This is a genomic window from Pseudomonas promysalinigenes, assembly GCF_014269025.2.
In the GTDB taxonomy this organism is placed as follows: domain Bacteria; phylum Pseudomonadota; class Gammaproteobacteria; order Pseudomonadales; family Pseudomonadaceae; genus Aquipseudomonas; species Aquipseudomonas promysalinigenes.
In genome coordinates, this window is the sequence record NZ_CP077094.1 from 3,116,254 (window position 1) to 3,134,845 (window position 18,592).

Genomic DNA, 18,592 nt, shown 5'->3' on the forward strand with positions numbered 1-18,592 from the left:
GCATCTTTGAGCCACGTCAGTACTTAGCCTGCTATCTACGTGTAAAAGCGACAGGTTTGCATCCGCGATTTATAAACTGGGGATATCCCCTGCGATTTGGAAATTTTTATTATTTCGCTCCGCCCTGAAAAGACACGTTTGCAACGCTCCTTTGTTTCCTAGAATGAGTCGACGAAGGGAGTTTGAAATTTGAGCTGGTGAGCGATAAAACGAATAGTGTCTGTATGCCACTATCATTGCTGCCAGTCGGCATGCAAGGAGGCGAAATGAGCAAGAGCCATGGCCGTGTCATGTTGCGACAGTGGATGTGGCGCGCATTCATGCGCAGCGCATTGATACCGCTGGTGCTCGTCGAAACGGTCCTGGTTGGCTGCTATCTGCTGAGCAACCAGGCCATCCGCGACGCACAACTGGGCTATCTGGACCGTAGTGCCAGCGAAAGCCTGGCCGCCAGCGCCGAGCAGAATGCACAGATCATCGAGAATCAACTTGAGCACATCAGCGCCACTGCAAGCTTGCTGGCACGTCTGACCCAACGTGCGTTGCAGGGCCCAGCCCCGGCAACCACAGAAACCCTGGCAGTATCACCGCAAGGCGCACGGTTCAGTGCTACCGACGTGGGCGGCGCAGCTTCTTTCTACTCGGCCGCTACCCCACTGGAGCACCACGACCTGAACAAAGTCGCCCGGCTGGCCACGCTGGATACCGTGTTCGTGGAAATCCAACGCCATGATGCGACCATCGCCAGCCTCTATTTCAACAGTTGGGACAGCTACAACCGCATTTACCCCTGGTTTCGCACCGACGAGCAATATCCGCCCGACATGCGCATACCTGACTTCAATTTTTATTATCTGGCTGACTCGGCGCACAACCCACAACGAGAAACGCGTTGGACCGACGTCTACCTAGACCCCGCTGGCCACGGCTGGATGATGTCGGCGATCGCGCCCGTCTACACAGCCGACTTCCTCGAAGGGGTGATTGGCATCGATGTAACCATCGGCGGCGTCTTAGGCCAGCTGGAAAAGCTCAATGTGCCTTGGGATGGCTACATGCTGCTGGTGGGACGTGATGGAACCATCATGGCGATGCCTGAAAAAGCCGAACACGATTTCGACCTGCAGGAGTTACTCAAGGTGCCAAGCCAAAACAAGCTCAGCACCGAGCAGTTCAAACCACAGAACTTCAATTTAAGGTTACGCAGCGACACCGCACGGTTGGCCAGCCAATTGAACGACAGCCCATCAGGCAACCTGCAAATGGCGCTCAAAGGCAGAGAGCATTTGATCGCCTGGAGCGCGATTGGCAGTACGGGGTGGCATCTGCTGGCAGTTGTCGACAAGGAAGCGGTCATGAGTACCACGAACGCACTGGCGGCCCACTATCGTAATATCGGCTACCTGATGATCGCCGGTCTGGTGCTGTTCTACCTCGCTTATTTCAGTGTGCTGTGGCGGCGTTCGCGCAGGCTCAGTGAGCGTTTACGCAAAACCATCGACGACATCAGAGGCATGCTGAGCGAAATCGGCAAAGGGCAATGGCAACCATTGCGTGCCGAATCGCAGATTCAAGAACTCGACGCGATGGCTGGCGACGTGCTGACCATGGGCGGGCAGTTGGCAACCAGCGATCTGCATCGACGCATGGCACAGCATCGCCTGACATTGATCATGGATTACCCCACTTCGGGCATGTGGGAATATCACCTGGAAGACGATTGCATGAGCCTGCACGGTGGTTTGTGCAAGCGCCTGGGGTGGCCCAATAACCAGATATCCCGTGAAGCATTCCTGGAACGGCTTGATGCCCAAAGCGCGAGGCAATTCCAGGGGGTGCTCGATAGCCTTCGCAGTGGCAATACCCAGCGTATCGAGTTGGAGTTGAAGGTGTGTCAGGCCGACGGCAATTCTTTGTGGGTGTTGTGCCAAGGTCGCATGCTCGATGTCTCGGTGGGTACCCAGCGCGCTGCGCTAGGCACGTTGGTCGATATCGACAGGCTCAAGCTGGCCGAGGCCGACCTTAAGGAGCGAACCCACCAAGCGCAAGCGGCGAACCGGGCGAAGTCGCGATTCATTTCCAGCATCAGCCATGAACTGCGAACGCCCCTGAATGCCATCCATGGCTTTGGCCAGCTGATGCAGATGCACGTGCAGGATGCAGTTGTCCGGGACCAGACCCAGGAGATCCTGGCAGCGAGCAGCCACCTCGGCAATCTGGTGGACGATCTGCTGGACTGGTCGAGCCTGCAAGCAGAAACCCAGCACCTAAGCCTGCGACCAGTTCAAGTCGCCCCATTGTTGGAGGAGTGCGCTGAGATGATGGCGGCTCAAGCCCAGGCGGTCGGGCTCAGGCTTGAGCTGCGGCCTGTACCGGAAAACTTTTGGGTACAGGCCGAGCCCAGGCGTCTGCGCCAAGTGCTCTTGAACCTTCTCTCCAACGCGATTAAGTACAACCGCCCCGAGGGTATGCTGTGCGCAGGTGCCGAGTCGCTGGCCGGGGCCCTGCGCCTGTATGTAGAAGATGGCGGTATGGGCATCGAGCCTGAGCTACAGGCCGAGCTGTTCGAGCCGTTCCAACGCTTGGGCAAGGAAAACACCGCGATCCAGGGCACAGGAATCGGCCTTGCGCTATGCCGAGAGTTGGCCGGGCTGATGAACGGTTCGATGGGCGTTCACAGCGTGCCAGGTGAAGGCAGCCGCTTCTGGATCGAGCTACCTGATGCCGAGCAGTTGGAATACAAGCAAGACAAGGCCTCACCAACGGTTTTTTATGCTGGCAGCGATGTGGACATCGTCCTCCAATTACCGATGCTGGTAAGCAAACGTACCAGCTTCGTGCACGGCACGCTGGAGGCGTGCCTGATACGAGCGCGCGAGCACGGAGCACCGAATGTGCTGTTGCTTGACTGCGATCCCGAGCAGCAGCCACTGGAGCTGCTCGGCCGAATACGGCGCGCAGCCGGTGCCGCGCAGATGTCTGTGGTCTTGATAGGTAGCGAGCCACGCAAGCTGGCAATGCTGGGTATCGAATTTCAGGGAGTGCTCGCAAAACCTGTGAGCCGTGAAGAACTCGCTGAATTGCTCACGGCGTTATTGGAACAGGAGTCCACCCATGTTCACTGATATTCCAGACGATGTGCGCATCGTGGTCGTCGACGATGTCGCTGCTAACTTGCGCTTGCTCAGCTCAAGCCTGAAAGCCTTCGGCTTGGCAAATGTCACGTGTTTTTCTGATTCGGCTGCGGGGCTGCAGTGGCTGAAGACCAACTCATGGGACTTGCTATTGCTCGATCTGGATATGCCAGAGCCTAACGGTTTTCAGATACTGGAACACCTGAGCGAGCGGGATCGCTCTCGCCAGCCGGTCATCATACTTACTGCGCTGACCGACGCTCAGAGCAGGCGTAAAGGCCTGGAATTGGGCGCGAATGACTATCTGCCCAAACCGTTGGACCTGCCCGAGCTGGTATTGAGGGTGCGCAATTGTCTGCGCCTGGCGCAGGCCACCAGCCGCTTACAGAAGGCCAATCTCGATCTGGAAGTACAGGTGTTGCAGCGCACCTTGCAATTGCAGGAAAGCTACCGCGCTGCGATCCGCGCATTGGGCCGGGCTGCGAGTTATCGGGACAATGAAACCGGTGATCATATCCAACGAATTGGCGATTCGGCAGCACTGATCGCAGCAGCGATTGGCCAGCCCGCCAGTTGGTGCGAGCGTCTGAGAATGGCAGCGCCAATGCATGACCTTGGCAAGATCGGCATTCCTGACCACGTTCTGCTCAAGCAAGGGCCGCTGACCGAACAGGAACGACAAGTCATCATGGAGCATCCCGGCATCGGTTATAGCATTCTGCACAATGGCGCGATGGACGAGCTGACTGAAATGGCGGCGCAGATCGCTTACTGCCACCATGAGAAATGGGATGGTTCGGGCTACCCACGGGGTCTGAGCGGCGAGGCGATACCCCTCGCCGCGCGAATCGTGGCGCTGTGCGACGTCTATGATGCGTTGCGGATGCCCCGCCCTTACAAACCCAGCTGGAGCGCTCAACGGGCGCAGACGTTTATCCGGGAGCAGGCTGGCCAGCATTTCGATCCGAGGCTGGTGGAAGTCATTGAGGGTTGTTTCGAGCAGATCGAGCAGTGCTTCGAAAAGTCGAGGATCACCGACCACGACCCATCCAGGCGTGAGCAATTGCTTCAATCATCCCATTCGCAGCCTGCGGGCCGTCACTAACGCCTTGCTACGTGTAGTGCCTCATTGAGGCGGGTTCAAATTCGCCCCATGAAAATCTTGATCGTGCTCTTTCCGTTCAAGAGGGTATGACTGGGGCCCTCGCCTTTTAAGCCATGAAATATTCGAAGCGAATCGCTATTAACCGAGCATCACACATACACACTTCAATATATTGAATCTTAATCATAGAGATAGGCATTAACTAATAAGCGATATCAGTTTGACATCACGCCTGCGTCGCGGCTATACATTCCCCCCGGGCGACTTCCATCATATAACCGCCCACGGGAGGCAGCATGGATCAGGATTTTCATTATTACGGCACTTTCCACTCAGCAATGTGTGCAGGGTTTGACAACGCCGATGCAACGTTGATTGCAAAGGCGTCCAACTTTATCGACTTCTTTCATGAGGGCGAGTACAACGCTGACTGGTCATTGGTGAGTGAGACAAAGAAGTCCGCTCACTACACAATCATTGCCAAGATGGACAAGCCTCGCTACACCTTCCAACACGGATATTGGGGTACCTTCAAACATCCTGAAGACAGCGTGTGGTGCGCTTATCACTTCATCCCTGGCAACTACGACGACCCGGCAGGCACGCCCAGCCGAGAGGACGTCCATGGCGCAACCGTTGCCGATTATTTGCCTCGCCACATCAAGCGTGATACCCGAGGCGGCGAGTACATATTAAGAAAATACAACCCGGGCACAGTGAAAGACCTAGAGTTCGGGCAAATGCTCAATCGGCCGCAAAGTGCACTGTCCAGAAAGCTGGTTGAGGACGCCGTGCTGTGCGCAACCGACGACGACCGCTTGGCAAGGATCATCAGCCTGGCCGCAGGTGGCCCAGAGATGCTAGGCACCGATCGTTCGGACGTTCTGCACAGGTTCAAGTTGATTCTGCTGGGTGTGCGGGCGCACGTGATTGCCGATACCTGGGCGCATCAAGACCATTGCGGCCTGGACAACGTGATGAATACCTACTGGGATGCAGACTACGACCCAGACTCCTGGAACCCGCTAAAACAAGGGCTTGGGCGGCAAAGTATCTATTACACCGATGGTTCGTCCAAAGATTGGAAGCAGACGGTGCTGACCATGCATAACAGCGCCATTGGTTATTTGACTCAGCACGTGCCTAATTCGAATTTCGAAGCCACTCCCAATGCAACCAGCTACCTGGGCCACGGCTGGCTAGGGCACTTCCCAGACTTCAGCTCGGTCAAGTTCCGCTACAAGCCGTGCTGGTCAGACCCTAGAAAAACGATCGAGCGAGACAACCCCAGGGAATATGAAGCCGCCTGGGTCGAGCTGACCAGTTTGTTCCACCAAGCCAAGACTGGGCGCCGGCTTGAAATGGATGAAGCATTCAAAGCCAATCTTCGAAATGCCAAACAAGCAATTGAAACACCTTGCGAACTCGGCAAATTCGTACCAGGTCGGTTAGTTTCGCAATTGGCATGGCAGCGGGTGCTGACCGAACAACCCCTGGCGCAGATAGACACCCTTCCAGAGCCGGATGCCAAAGCGGTGTTGGCAGGCGTGCTCGACAAGAATGGCACGACCTACGTAAACGCCAAAAGTGATCTTTACCTGTTCCAGATTGCGGCAGATTACCACTTCCACTTTATCAAGCACTATCTCAAGGCTAATGGTATCTATCAATTTACCGGGGCGTGGTCGAAGCAGCACAGCACGCTGTCTGACAGCATCGTGAATCTGTTCGAATAAGCCAATTGACCCCAGGAATCCGATACCCGATGAGGTATCGGATTCTCTATTAGCGCGTCAACCCCCGGATCGGAGCGCCCCCCGAGGAATCCAAGTGTCCTGCTCAGCACACTGGACACCAATTTGCAGATTCTTCTCCTGCTCGTAGGGATGGCCGCCCTCGTCGACCAGGTAAAAAACCTCGTGCAGGTATTGTTCGCCCTTGTGATCTCGGTAGCATCGAAATGCCGTGTTGGCTGGGAAGACTTTACGTATTTTCGCGAACGGCGTAGCGCGCCCGATCATGCTGTCGAATTTCGCCGGATTCTCGATGACGACCGACTTTCTAAGGTCGACGAAATCTTGAAAGTAGCGCTGAACGGTTTTGCCCGAACAGGTACCGTGTTTCCTCCACTCGTGGGCGAACATCCCTTCAGGATCGCGGGTAACCAGCTTTCTCAAGGCCTCATTGGCGAGAACGTGCTTCATATCGCTCTCACTCATTGCGCAAGCCTCACCCTTACAGCTTGGAGAGGTGCTGCAAAACTGCGGGTGGCGGTTGGTACGATCGCCTACACTCGCGCTGTACGGCCATATACCGTGGGTCAAAAATGCTTGAGGCACCTGATCACAACCTCCAGTCATGGGGCGCATGATGCAGAACGTGGGCTGCCAGGTTACCGAGTAGACTAGAAATTGGGCAGGCGGGGCGTCAGCACCGGCCTCTTCGTTAGCATCCAACGCAGCCGCGTGGGTACCCCAGAACGATGTGAGTAGAAGTAAAAAGGTCATATGGGAGCGCATTATTCAGTCCTTTGATAGTAGGGCGCCCGGTCAGCGGCGTAAGCCCAGTCAATCAGCTCTGAATACGCAGCGTCTACTGGTAAAAAATGATGGGGGCTCACGCTGTCAAGGTTTCGATGAGCACCCAAACTGACCATCGTTTCCAGCAGATGCGCACACCCGTGCATAGAAGATTCCCATTTGAATCGGGGTGCCACGCCAACGGCTTCGTCTTACGGAACAAAGATGCCCCGTGTACGACGGCCAGTGCGCGCTGAACTATTTGTTCCCGAATGTCACCACACTGTATACAAACTCATGGTCCTGGCGCTGCACGTTACTCTCAGGCTCCTTGATTTTCATTCGATCATCGTCATGAACAATCAATACACTGCGACCATCCAGCACTTCGACCCCCTCTGGCTTGTTGATGAAGGCCAGCGCAGAACCATCATTTAGTCTTACAGGCTGTGGCCTACCGGGTTTGCCTTCGGTAAGCGGCAAGACCCAGAGAAATCCGCCAATCTTGTCATCGCGCTCGAAACTTGTGACTGCGTAAAAGCGATCTTGGTTGTAGCGATCGAACTCAATACCAGAAATACCCAACTCTGGGTACGCACCGGCCTCCATTCCCAGCCTCTGGGCCAACTGGTCAGGTGTTAGGTTCCACAGGGTCTCAACCTCGTCGCCAAGCTCGACCCCTTGCTCACTGATTGAGCAAGGAATCGACAGCAGCAAGAACGCATAATCTGCGGAATTGCTATTGACTCCGAACTTACGAATGCCCACTAGCAGACGATCACCAGGGGCGGTTGAGAGCGCTTCGACCTGAAAATAAGGCGAGCCTACCGCTTTACCGATCCGTTCTCGTAACCCACGCGAGCTGGTAATCTGGCCACGGGTCGATGGAACGATGATCGCTGCTTTCTCTGGATTGCCAACTGGCCAGTAAAGCAGCGTATTCAAGGCGTCTGCCGAAGGATTCTGCGCTGTTCCTTCCTTATTGAAGGCCGTGATGGCAATGACGTACTTCCCGTCGAGCGTGGTGGTCAGCCCCTCAAACTTGTCTGCGCTTCGCAGCATGCTGCTTTCCAAGTATGAGGGAGTACCGACAATCTTTTGCTTGTCGAGCTTCAACGTGAATATTGCTGGGTCGCCTGCCTTAGGCATTTGCTTGTCATTGGCAAGTACGAGGCTCTCCCCGGTGAGCGCCACAGCCGAGACTTCACAATTGACGCCTTTACCCACTTCGAAGCACGGAGCTAGATAGCTTTGCACAGTCGCCGCTGGCGTCGCGATTGCGGCAGCATAAAGGCTTGGGAGGTACAACATCATTCCCGCGAATGCGAGCGAATTGGTAGATTTAGGCACAGGTTCCACTCCATGGATGGGCTATTTCGCAACAAGTAGCAACTTACATAAGATCAGAAATGCACGAAACTGACATTTTTGATAGGAAGCGACTCGAATGCACCATTCAAGCCGCTAAGCCCCATTATTTAATTAGCGAGCGCGCACCCGTTTTAGTTAGCCATCGCAGTGCGTTGGGCGGGGCTGCTACTGATACGGGAGCGAGTGCTCGATTCACTGGCCTGCTCTTGCGTTTGCCTTAACTACCTCGCGACAGACCGGCTTGCGTGGTCACCCCCAAGCTGGGCCGACTTCTGCAACAACCCTCGGGGCAACCGAAAACCTTTGAAAGGCTCTTGCGTGATTGGGTTGTAGGCCTTCTGGGCGCTGAGCCTGTACCGCATCACGCCATCGCCAGTCCTGAAACTCAGATCCACGCTGGTCGCCGTCCGCCCATTGAGCGATCCGCGGCTGAGCAAGCGAAACATCGACCAGGGGCCTCGGTATTCCAGGCTACTGCTGCTGCCGTTCTGCCTGAGCAAGGTCAGGTTACTGCGTACCTGCTGCCCCAAAGTGTTTGGCCAGACGATGCCGGTGATCTGGCTCGGGCCATGGGTGTAGGAAATCAGTTGACCGTCCAGGTCCAATAAGCTCGTGCGCTGGTTGGCACTCAACCCCAACGGTTCGATGCTGAACTGCACGCTCAGGTTGCCGCGCTGATCGAAGAAGGTCTCGCGGATTCGATCTGCGCGCTCCAGTTGTTCGAGCACATCCCTGCGGATCAGCGATTGCCCCTGCTGGCCGGCCTGCAGGGCTTCGAGGTTATCCTTCAAGAAAACCTTCAAGTACTGGTCATGGAATTGCTGCAGCCGCCCCTTAGGCCCGAAGAAGGCTTCGAAGTCGTCCAACGAGACATCCGGCGCCCGTACCACGAAGGGGTAGCGCTCAGCCAAGCGCTGCTGGAAGAAACTGTACACCTCGACATCCCAGCGTCGCTCCAGCTCGCGCAAAGCTTCGACATTCAGCACTTGTGCCGTTTGATCCGCCAGTTTTCTGACCTGGTGGTTGATTGGCTCTGGCAAGCCGGTGGAAACCCGCTGCAAGGTGCCGATTGGATCTTGCCCTTTCATCGAAAAGCGCTGATGCACAGCCTCGAGTGCTGCTTTGCCTCTGTCGGGGCTGTCGTTGACCGCTTTGGCGTAATCATGGACCGCCGCAATGGCACCGAGGGTTTCATCGTAGTAGCTGGGCTTCTCGCCCGTTACCCGCAGCATGGCGCTCAGCCCGGCAAAAGACCGCTGAATAGCCCATGCCTGCCGTTGCTCGGGGTTGCTGCTTCTCGGTTGCAGCGCTTGAGCCTCTGCGGGCGAATCAGCGCCTGCAGAAGAAAGTGTGGTGTTTTCCCTAACCGTGTCCAATAACCGATGCAAAGGGGCCGCAGGTGAGGCCAAAGTGTCAGCAGGTACCCAAATCATCACCTAGTCCTCCGCAAGGCTCAGACGAAACCTCAAGTCACCTGGCGCACGCGCCAGTTATTGCGCCACAAAGTGACGCAATATATGCGCGTCGTGCTCTTGCGCTGATCACTCCCTGTGTGCGCCGGAGTGCAGGCTGCCAGGTCGAAACATGCCAAACGCTCAGTGTTAGAAAAAATTCGCGGACGGTCCGTTGGCTCGAATGCCACTACAGGCCTCGAGCACAGTGTTAATAAAAGCCAAAATCCATTTGGATACACTGCGGCCATCCCTTTACGACTATCTTCTTCGCTAGCACGCAGACGCCAGCACCCAGCCGGCAACTCCCCAACAGCGAAAGAGCCTAGTACACCAACACGACTACTTACAAGAACTTATTTTGTTACACATTCAAACTCGACTTCAGCAAAACTTTAAGCGCATGGTTTTTTAGCAAAATGACATTCAAGCCCCGGTCGCTTGCTTAACTAACGTTTAATATTAAACGCCAACTTGTAGGACGCTTCCTACATATAGGCCTCACGCCAGCAAGGATATATAGCCATGAGCAGATCATCCGGCTCCGTTGCCCCCAAAGAGCGCATCAACATCAAGCACGGACCCGCCCCCGGCGACGAACGAGTCGAAATAGAGCTATCGCGCAAAATGCTGGTGCTGGGCGATTTCGGCCTGGACAACCGCGCGCATGAAGACCGCCCTGTAATGCGCATCGATAAACACACGTTCAACAACGTGTTGAACGATGCCTATGTCAACCTGGCCATGTCTGTGCCCTCGGAACTGAGCACAGCCCGAGGCGGGGCTCGCAGTCAGCCTGCAGTTCAAGTCCATCAATGATTTCGGGCCAGACAGCATAGGCCGCCAGGTTCCGGAGCTGAAAAAACTGCTGGAGCTTCGCGAAGCGCTCGTCGCCCTCAAAGGCCCATTGGGCAACGTGCCTACGTTCCGCAAGCAGTTGCGGCACCTGCTGAACAACGAGCAAGCGTGCCAGCAGCTGGCAGAAGGACTGGGCCTGGTGCTTTAGGCGCCAGAAGAAGACTGAGACAACGGAGCGACACCATGTCAAAACAAAACAACTCGACCGTAACGGCTGAAGTCACAACAGCAACACTGAGCAACGCCACGCTGCTCGAGCAGATCATGGCAGAAACCAAGTTGGTGCCCAGCCAAGAGGGTTATCAAGTCGCGCGCCAGGGCGCAGCTGCCGTTATTGCCGAAATCCTTGAAAGTCATGATCCAGATCAATTGATCAATAAACACAGTGTCGATCACATGATTGCCGAGATCAACCGGGTACTCAGCAAACAGATGGATGCCATCCTGCATCACCCCGAGTTCCAGAAACTTGAGTCCGCTTGGCGCAGCTTGAACTTCTGGTCGACATAAATCGCAGGCGCATTTGCAGTTAAGCACTGCCCACGCTTCGCCGCGCTAAGCGCTGCGCATATTGCACCTAGCGACCAATTTTAAATTTGAGACGAGGTAAACCTCCCTGTCCGCTCACAAAACGTGTTAAGGAAGAAACCTATGAATATTGTATTGATTGGCTACGGAACTATCGCGTCTGCGCTTATGCCGAATCTGCTCACTGAGTTTGGTAGAGATATTAAAAGCCTTAAGGTGATAGACCCATGTGGCGCCAAGAAACCAAGTGCCGAATTCGTCAGTCCTGTGACGTGGGTGGCAGAAAGTATTACCAGGGACAATCTTGAGGAGTTGTTATGTGACTTGGACGCCGAGTCATTTGTAGTCAACCTTTCAGTTGATGTCTCCAGTGTCGCCCTTGTATCGCTTTGCCAGAAAAAGGGAGCAAGGTACATTGATACGTGCATTGAACCATGGGCTGGACATTATGTGAATGCAGATGCAGAGCCTGCAGAACGTACAAATTACGCATTGAGAGAAACGATGCTTGCATTAAAGTCTCAATGTCAAAATGGCCCTACAGCCGTGGTGGCGCATGGTGCCAATCCGGGTCTAGTTTCTCATTTCGTAAAGCAGGCGCTTCTGAATCTTCGCAGTGACATATTTGGTGTCAGTCAGCCTATCCCACAGACCCGTCAGCAGTGGGCGAAGCTGTGTGCGGATCTCGGCGTGAAAACAATTCACATCGCGGAGCATGATACTCAGATTGCAAAGCTGCCCAAGCGACCTGGTGAGTTTGTTAATACTTGGTCAATTGATGGCTTTATTGGTGAGGGTTGCCAGCCTGCTGAGTTAGGCTGGGGGACTCATGAGCTTAGTTTTCCGCCAGAGGGGCAGCGCCATACTACTGGCTGCAATAGTGCAATTTACTTGAATCGCCCGGGTGCCTCGGTCAGATTGAGAACCTGGACACCCGCCTTTGGCCCCTGCTTAGGTTTTTTGATTACTCACAATGAGTCGATTTCTCTATCTGACTATCTAACCTGCTTTGATAATGGACAGGCTACTTATCGGCCCACTGTCAATTATGCTTACCACCCTTGCAATGACGCAGTTCTTTCAATTCACGAGCTTAGTGGATGCTCTTGGAACTCGCAGCCAGATAAAAGAATCTTGCATGGTCGGGATATCGCCTTTGGAGGCGATTATCTTGGCGTACTTATAATGGGGCATGAAAAAAATGCTTATTGGTTTGGATCTTATCTAGAGAACGCGGTAGCGCAGAAGCATAATGCTGAAAGTTCTGCTACCTCATTGCAAGTCGTGGCCGGTGTGGTATCGGGCATGAAATGGGCAATTAATAACCCTCACTGCGGCATCGTTGAGGCAGAAGAGATGGACTTCAATTTTATTCTTGATAGTGCTAGGCCCTATCTGGGCGAGATGCTAGGCGAATATACAGATTGGAGCCCAATAGGAGAAGACAAAGGATTGTTTGCCATCTCCCGGTCTGACAAGTGGCAGTTTAAAAACTTCATGGAATAATTGCAAGGAGCGTAATCGTGAGCTATTCGAAGTCCTCCATTGGTTTGAAAAGTTATGACTGGTCTTCAGTTGACTTGCTTAAAGATCTGACCTCAGAGAGCATCACGGGCTCTCAGGAAGTCATTAAGTCTCGGCAAGAACACTTCTGGCATGACATGAGTTCAGAATTCGATTCTAAACATTTTCTGATATACCTAATAAATAGAAGTGACTTAAAGTTGAGCGATGATTTTCTAGAGTTCGTATGCCTCTGGCACTTAGATGAACAAAATCACTACAGAGGCCTCAGGAAGATCAATAGCGTTTTGTATGGATTTCTCGAAGATGATATTGACAGGGCAATTAAATCCAGGCAGCCGGAGTTCGACTCTATCTCATCGTTCATGGCTGATGAGTTCACCATATTGGTATCGATTGCATTTGATGAAATAACTAGCACCAGGGCTTACAAACAAGACTTCAAACTTTTTGATAGCCTTGGACCCGACTGCTTGTCCGAATGGATCCGCAATGCAGCCAAAGATGAAGCAGCGCACTACGGGAACGCGATAAAACTATTGAAGAAAAACCACTCATCACGGTTCAACGAGCTTCCAGTCATTCTAGATAAAATAGTGAGTCTCGAGACATCTGATGGGTTTGGCTACAATAATACATTTATCTTTGATCATGATACTGATGACTTTTCGAACGAGCTGTTGATTGACAGCAAAAATACCATTCTTGAGGTTCTCGGGAGAGAATAATGACCTGGTTATACTTCGCACTTCTGGCTCCGCTGTTTTGGAGCCTCTCAAATATTGTTGATAAATTTGCCATTAACCATATCACCTCAAACTGCATCTCCTTTATTTTCCTACTGAGCATTGGAAATATTTTCTTTGCAGGAGCCATTTATGCCTATTTTCAGCCTACTGATTTAGATTTGCACATAGCAGTGATTAATATCTGCTCAGGACTTGCAATATTTTTGCAATACTTTGCATATAGTTATTCACTAGAAGACATGGATGTATCTGTAGTGATCCCAATTCACCAATCTGAACCCATCTTCGTATTGGCAGCATCCATTTTGATTTTTCATGCCATCCCAACATCTTGGCAGGTGGCTGGCTTTGCTATGATCGTTGTTGGCATTCTAATATTGTGCATGTCAAGGCAGACAATAAGAGGGCTCGGCCACCCCAGACATGTAGTTGTTTTGTTGGTTTCTGCTTTTTTTGGGGCTGTCTCAACTGTTATTTCAGACGAGATACTGCAATTGAAAAGCTTGGAGTCGGTGCTGATTTTTAACTTTGCTGGTTATTCTCTAGGCGGCATGTTGCTTTTGTTGGTGCCGAAATGGCGGAGACTCATTACTAACGATCTAAAGACCTTGAATTTAAAGCAGTTTGGGATTTTTGGAGTGACAAACATTTTTGATGTTGGCGGCTATGTTTTTTTCACGGCTGCACTTGCAGCGGGAGGCGGTGCTGCCTTGGTTTCGGTTGTCGTCAGTATTCACCCGCTATTCGTTTTAGCGTTAGGGTTTCTGGCAACGAAACTATTCCCGAAGTTTATCGCCGAAGATATTGCTCCAGGTGGTGTCGTGAGAAAGTTTTTATCAATCGTGATTATCGTTGTCGGTGTGGCCGTGATATCGCATCAAGCCATGTAAGCTGGGCTCGAAAAGAAACACAACTGGAGTCGGTTGGAGCATTATGTCGAGGCCGGTGATTTACCGATCGACAACAACCTGGCGGAGCGTGCGATCAAGCCATTTGTGATCGGACGCAAGGCCTGGCTATTCAGTGACACGCCCAACGGCGCCACGGCCAGTGCGCAAATCTATAGCTTGGTCGAGACTGCCAAGGTCAACGGCCAGGAGCCCTATACATGGCTACGCCACATACTCGAGCGGTTGCCGGATGCCTCGTCGGTAACAGACTACGAAGCGTTGCTGCCGTGGAACTGCTCGCCAGATATGCCACGATAAATCACGGCCTCACATGTGTTAGGTGGGGCTCATCGATCGCTTTCGGACTACCGCCAGACGCTGTCACGCGGGTTGACGGGCAAAGGCTAGCGCCAAGGGTGAAAATCTTACCGATAGCCTCAGCATGGCAACCCTTCCCATCCGAGAGGGCCATGTGGGAGCTCCTTAGTTCGATTCAAAGGCTAGATGCCGGTAACGCTCTACGCTTCCCTCCAGCAACGAACATGGGCTATCGATTCTATCAATTCATGGACTCATTGCTTGAAGGGCCCGAATGCCCACGAGTCCGAATGAATTGGACTTAAACGAAAAAAAGACGCCTAAGCGTCTTTTTTCGATGATTTACAGAATTCTGTAGAACGCTATAAATCTTAATTTGGAGCGGGAAACGAGACTCGAACTCGCGACCCCGACCTTGGCAAGGTCGTGCTCTACCAACTGAGCTATTCCCGCGTCGTGATGGGTGCCATTCTAGCAATATCTGAAATAGCGTCAACCCCTTGATTCAAAAAAGTTTTATTTTTTTTCAGAGCCTTCGCGCAGGTGCGGCCAGGCTGCCACCAGGTAGTGCACCATCGACCACAGGGTGAGCGCGGCCGCCACCAGCAGCAGGCCATAGCCCAATACCACCCAGAAATTCACAACGGGCGGGTTGCCTAACAGAATCACCAGCGCCAGCATCTGCGCCGCCGTCTTCCACTTGCCAAGGCTGGAAACCGCCACATGCGCCCTCGCCCCCAGCTCCGCCATCCACTCGCGCAATGCTGACACCACAATTTCGCGGCCGATGATCACTGCTGCGGGCAATGTTAGCCAGAAGTTGGCGTGCACCTGCACCAGCAGCACCAAAGCCACCGCCACCATCAATTTATCGGCCACTGGGTCGAGGAAGGCACCGAATGGGGTGCTCTGCTGCAGCCGGCGCGCCAGGTAACCGTCCAGCCAGTCAGTGGCAGCGGCGATGGCGAACACCGTACTGGCGGCCATGTAGCTCCAGTGATAAGGCATGTAGAACAGCAGGATGAAGATTGGGATCAGCAGGACGCGCAGAACGGTGAGCAGGTTTGGAATATTCATCGGTACGACTGGCTGCGGGTTGAGCCCGGCATTCTACTCGCTATGCAGGCTGGCATAAATCGACTCGGCAAGCTTTTTACTGATGCCAGGCGCCTTGGCGATCTCGTCGACACTGGCGCGGTTGAGTTCCTGCAAGCCGCCGAAGTGTTTCAGCAGGTCGCGGCGGCGCTTAGGCCCCACCCCGGCAACGTCCTCCAGGCTCGAAGTGCGTCGGGCCTTGCCACGCCGGGCACGGTGCCCAGTGATGGCAAAACGGTGCGCTTCATCGCGGATCTGCTGGATCAGGTGCAGTGCTGGGTTATCGCCCTTGAGGGTGAACTCATGGGCCACATCGTTCAGATACAGCGTTTCGAAGCCGGCCTTGCGCGTTACGCCCTTGGCCACACCCAGCAGGGTGAGATCGTTGAAGGCCAGCTCCTGCATCACTTCGCGGGCCATGTTCAACTGGCCCTTGCCGCCATCGACCAGCAGCACATCGGGCAACTTGCCCTCCCCGTCCTTGATGCGCCCGTAACGGCGGGTAAGGGCCTGATGCATGGCGGCATAATCGTCGCCTGCTGTCACCCCTTCGATATTGAAGCGCCGGTAATCGGACTTGATCGGGCCTTCCGGGCCGAACACCACGCAGCTGGCGACCGTGGCTTCGCCGCTGGAGTGGCTGATGTCATAGCACTCCAGACGCTGCGGTACTTCATCCAGGCCGAGGACCTCGGCCAGCGCTTCGAAACGCGCAGCCATGTGCTGACGGTTGGCCAACCGGGCATTGAGGGCCTGCTCGGCATTGGTTACCGCCAATTGTTGCCAGCGGGCGCGGGTACCCCGGACGCGATGACTGATCGCAAGCTCCCGACCCCGCAGGCTCTGCACGGCGTCAGTGATGGCCTGAAAGTCTTCGTGCAGCACGTTGACGATCAGTTCACCTGGCATTTCACGTTCGGCATTGCCCAGGTAATACTGCGACAGGAACGCAGCCATGACGTCGGCCACTTCCTCCTCGATACCCACTTGCGGAAAGAAGTTCTTGCTGCCCAGCACCCGGCCGCCGCGAACACTGATCAAATGTACGCATGCGCCGCCCGGGTTGACGAAGGCGGCCACCACATCGACGTCGCCAGAGCCGCCTTCGATGTACTGCTGATCCTGCACCCGTCGCAGCAGGGCGATCTGGTCGCGTAGTTCGGCAGCCTTCTCGAAATCCAGAGCCATGGCGGCCTTCTCCATGGTTTCGTTGAGCTCATTGCCCAACTGCTGGCTGCGCCCCTCGAGGAACATCACCGAGTGACGTACGTCCTCGGCATATTCTTCGGGCGTGACCAAGCGGGTGCACGGGCCTTTGCAGCGCTTGATCTGGTACTGCAGGCACGGGCGAGTGCGGTTGGCGAAATAGCTGTCTTCACACTGGCGGACAGAGAAGGCTTTCTGCAGCAAGCTCAGGCTTTCGCGAATGGCTCCGGCACTGGGGTACGGTCCAAAATAACGCCCCTTGGCTTTCTTGGCGCCACGATGAATACCCAACCGCGGAAACTCGCCGTCCGAGAGAAAAACGTATGGGTACGACTTATCGTCGCGTAACAGAATGTTATACGGCGGCCGCCACTGCTTGATCAGGTTCTGCTCAAGCAGCAATGCCTCTGTTTCATTGGCGGTGATGGTGGTTTCCACCTGGGCGATGCGGCCCACCAGCGCAGCAGTCTTCGGCGCAAGGCCAGTCTTGCGAAAATAACTGGCCAGGCGCTTCTTGAGGTTTTTGGCCTTGCCCACGTAGAGCAACCGCGCCTCGGCGTCGAACATCCGGTATACGCCTGGGCGGCCACTGCAGGTGGCCAGGAACGCGCTGGCATCAAAAATTTGAGACATGAGGGTTAGAGGCTTGCGTCGACCATACCGTGGCGAACGGCCAGCAGCGTCAGCTCGACGTCGCTGGTAACCGAGAGTTTTTCGAAGATCCGATAACGATAAGTATTGACGGTCTTGGGCGAGAGGCACAACTTGTCGGAGATGATCTGCACCTTTTGGCAGCCGACGATCATCAAGGCAATCTGGATCTCTCGTTCCGACAGCGCATCGAAGGGCGAGCCTTGAGGCTGGAACGACTTAAGCGCCAGTTGCTGGGCGATCTGGGGGCTGATGTAGCGCTGGCCGGCGAAGGCCATGCGGATGGCCTGAACCATTTCGTCAAGCCCAGCCCCTTTGGTCAGGTAACCGGCGGCACCCGCCTGCATCAGCCGGGTGGGGAACGGGTCTTCTTCACAGACAGTGACAGCCACCACCTTGATGTCAGGGTGACTGCGCAGCAACTTGCGGGTGGCTTCAAGGCCACCGATGCCAGGCATCTTCACGTCCATCAGCACGACATCAGGTTTCAGTTCCCGGGCGAGCTTGAGCGCCGATTCGCCCGAATCCGCCTCACCTACCACCTGCAGGCCATCGATATCGGCCAACATGCGAGTAATACCGGTTCGAACCAGATCGTGATCGTCGACCACTAGGACCCTAATCAAGCAGACACCTCGTCAACAGGGCGATTGGATCCCGTCACCTTAACAAAATTTTTCATGGCGGACCTAGCGTAAAACTTCCGTCAGAAATGTCCGACACCCAGGCTGCATCTGCGGCGCCGATTCCACACGACTGCCCTCACCCGCCAAACGCCCCAGCACATGCCGCAACGCTGCCTTGTCAGCCGCAGGTAAACGGCGAAATGCGCCCAATAGACCGGTTTCATCCGCCGTCAGGCTTTCCAGCGGCGCAGGGGTGCGCTGACCACTGAGCACATACAGTGCATCCACTCCTCGGTTTGCCAAGGCCGCTAAGTAGTCCGCCCGAGGCGTGCGCTCGCCGCTCTCGTACTTGCCTTGCGCGTTGGGTTCGACGCCCCCGATGTCACCAAATACCCGCTGGGTCATGCCTAAACGTTCACGCTCTTCGCGCAGGCGTGGGCCGAATCCTTTCATGCCAGATCTCCTTCTTCCTTGGCCTTCATGGCTGCTGATCACGCGCGTGCCAGCAGTTGTAGAGATGACAGGCACTATGCCCATCGCCGCGCAGTGTCGCAAGCCAGCACGACC

The 18,592-nt window shown here is 54.5% G+C and carries 12 protein-coding genes, 1 tRNA gene and 4 pseudogenes; 9 read left to right on the plus strand and 8 right to left on the minus strand.

What is annotated here, in order from left to right; translation table 11 throughout:
* Positions 1–266 precede the first annotated feature (266 nt).
* The 3 genes from HU725_RS14315 to HU725_RS14325 all read left to right on the plus strand — a co-directional run bounded on the left by HU725_RS14315 (position 267) and on the right by HU725_RS14325 (position 5,975).
* Positions 267–3,125, plus strand: coding sequence for a sensor histidine kinase (locus tag HU725_RS14315; RefSeq protein ID WP_186478027.1), 2,859 nt, complete (start codon positions 267–269; stop codon positions 3,123–3,125).
* The gene (locus HU725_RS14320) at positions 3,115–4,239 is read left to right on the plus strand and encodes an HD domain-containing phosphohydrolase (protein ID WP_186478026.1); all 1,125 of its coding nucleotides are present in this window, start codon (positions 3,115–3,117) and stop codon (positions 4,237–4,239) included. Before HU725_RS14315 ends, HU725_RS14320 begins: the two co-directional genes overlap by 11 nt.
* A 296-nt stretch (positions 4,240–4,535) precedes the next feature.
* The gene (locus HU725_RS14325; protein ID WP_186478025.1) at positions 4,536–5,975 is read left to right on the plus strand and encodes a DUF6765 family protein; all 1,440 of its coding nucleotides are present in this window, start codon (positions 4,536–4,538) and stop codon (positions 5,973–5,975) included.
* A 57-nt stretch (positions 5,976–6,032) separates the two neighbouring features.
* On the opposite strand, the gene HU725_RS14330 is transcribed toward HU725_RS14325, so the two are convergent.
* The 3 genes and pseudogenes from HU725_RS14330 to HU725_RS14340 all read right to left on the minus strand — a co-directional run.
* Positions 6,033–6,758: a ribonuclease T2 family protein gene (locus HU725_RS14330; RefSeq protein ID WP_186478024.1), complete on the minus strand. Its 726-nt coding sequence runs from the start codon at positions 6,756–6,758 to the stop codon at positions 6,033–6,035.
* Positions 6,759–7,016: 258 nt separating this feature from the next.
* A complete protein-coding gene (locus HU725_RS14335) occupies positions 7,017–8,108 on the minus strand; it encodes a hypothetical protein (protein WP_225915488.1) in 1,092 nt (363 codons plus the stop codon).
* A gap of 242 nt (positions 8,109–8,350) precedes the next feature.
* Positions 8,351–9,544, minus strand: a pseudogene (locus HU725_RS14340) (type VI secretion IcmF C-terminal domain-containing protein); the annotation flags it as partial.
* 561 nt (positions 9,545–10,105) lie between these two features.
* Between HU725_RS14340 and tssB the strand changes: the two are divergent.
* The 6 genes and pseudogenes from tssB to HU725_RS14370 all read left to right on the plus strand — a co-directional run.
* A pseudogene (gene tssB / locus HU725_RS14345) lies at positions 10,106–10,586 on the plus strand (type VI secretion system contractile sheath small subunit).
* Positions 10,587–10,621: 35 nt separating this feature from the next.
* Positions 10,622–10,930 (plus strand): annotated as a pseudogene (locus tag HU725_RS14350) (type VI secretion system contractile sheath domain-containing protein); the annotation flags it as partial.
* A 159-nt stretch (positions 10,931–11,089) separates the two neighbouring features.
* Positions 11,090–12,472, plus strand: a complete 1,383-nt coding sequence (locus tag HU725_RS14355; RefSeq protein WP_186478023.1) for a saccharopine dehydrogenase C-terminal domain-containing protein — start codon at positions 11,090–11,092, stop codon at positions 12,470–12,472.
* A 17-nt stretch (positions 12,473–12,489) separates the two neighbouring features.
* Positions 12,490–13,218: a hypothetical protein gene (locus HU725_RS14360; protein WP_186478022.1), complete on the plus strand. Its 729-nt coding sequence runs from the start codon at positions 12,490–12,492 to the stop codon at positions 13,216–13,218.
* On the plus strand, positions 13,218–14,129 hold the full coding sequence (locus HU725_RS14365) for an EamA family transporter (RefSeq protein ID WP_186478021.1): 912 nt from the start codon (positions 13,218–13,220) through the stop codon (positions 14,127–14,129). The genes HU725_RS14360 and HU725_RS14365 overlap by 1 nt, the downstream gene beginning before the upstream one ends.
* Before the next feature lie 18 nt (positions 14,130–14,147).
* Positions 14,148–14,447, plus strand: a pseudogene (locus HU725_RS14370) (transposase domain-containing protein); the annotation flags it as partial.
* Between the two features lie 377 nt (positions 14,448–14,824).
* On the opposite strand, the gene HU725_RS14375 reads toward HU725_RS14370, so the two are convergent.
* The 5 genes from HU725_RS14375 to HU725_RS14395 form a co-directional block, all read right to left on the minus strand.
* Positions 14,825–14,900, minus strand: a tRNA-Gly gene (locus HU725_RS14375).
* A 63-nt stretch (positions 14,901–14,963) separates the two neighbouring features.
* Positions 14,964–15,524, minus strand: coding sequence for a CDP-diacylglycerol--glycerol-3-phosphate 3-phosphatidyltransferase (gene pgsA, locus HU725_RS14380; RefSeq protein WP_060478012.1), 561 nt, complete (start codon positions 15,522–15,524; stop codon positions 14,964–14,966).
* A gap of 33 nt (positions 15,525–15,557) precedes the next feature.
* On the minus strand, positions 15,558–17,381 hold the full coding sequence (uvrC, locus tag HU725_RS14385) for an excinuclease ABC subunit UvrC (protein ID WP_186478020.1): 1,824 nt from the start codon (positions 17,379–17,381) through the stop codon (positions 15,558–15,560).
* A 5-nt stretch (positions 17,382–17,386) separates the two neighbouring features.
* Positions 17,387–18,025, minus strand: a complete 639-nt coding sequence (gene gacA, locus HU725_RS14390) for a response regulator transcription factor GacA (RefSeq protein WP_186478019.1) — start codon at positions 18,023–18,025, stop codon at positions 17,387–17,389.
* Between the two features lie 63 nt (positions 18,026–18,088).
* Entirely contained in the window at positions 18,089–18,478 is a 390-nt protein-coding gene (locus HU725_RS14395) for a helix-turn-helix domain-containing protein (protein WP_060478015.1), read from the minus strand.
* Positions 18,479–18,592: the final 114 nt, after the last annotated feature.

Bases quoted from the DNA above. Each gene is read 5' to 3' on its own strand.
- HU725_RS14355 (WP_186478023.1), top strand. From the start codon at position 11,090: ATGAATATTGTATTGATTGGCTACGGAACTATCGCGTCTGCGCTTATG.
- HU725_RS14395 (WP_060478015.1), bottom strand. From the start codon at position 18,478: ATGAAAGGATTCGGCCCACGCCTGCGCGAAGAGCGTGAACGTTTAGGC.
- HU725_RS14320 (WP_186478026.1), top strand. From the start codon at position 3,115: ATGTTCACTGATATTCCAGACGATGTGCGCATCGTGGTCGTCGACGAT.
- HU725_RS14330 (WP_186478024.1), bottom strand. From the start codon at position 6,758: ATGCGCTCCCATATGACCTTTTTACTTCTACTCACATCGTTCTGGGGT.
- HU725_RS14315 (WP_186478027.1), top strand. From the start codon at position 267: ATGAGCAAGAGCCATGGCCGTGTCATGTTGCGACAGTGGATGTGGCGC.
- HU725_RS14325 (WP_186478025.1), top strand. From the start codon at position 4,536: ATGGATCAGGATTTTCATTATTACGGCACTTTCCACTCAGCAATGTGT.
- HU725_RS14365 (WP_186478021.1), top strand. From the start codon at position 13,218: ATGACCTGGTTATACTTCGCACTTCTGGCTCCGCTGTTTTGGAGCCTC.
- uvrC (WP_186478020.1), bottom strand. From the start codon at position 17,381: ATGTCTCAAATTTTTGATGCCAGCGCGTTCCTGGCCACCTGCAGTGGC.
- pgsA (WP_060478012.1), bottom strand. From the start codon at position 15,524: ATGAATATTCCAAACCTGCTCACCGTTCTGCGCGTCCTGCTGATCCCA.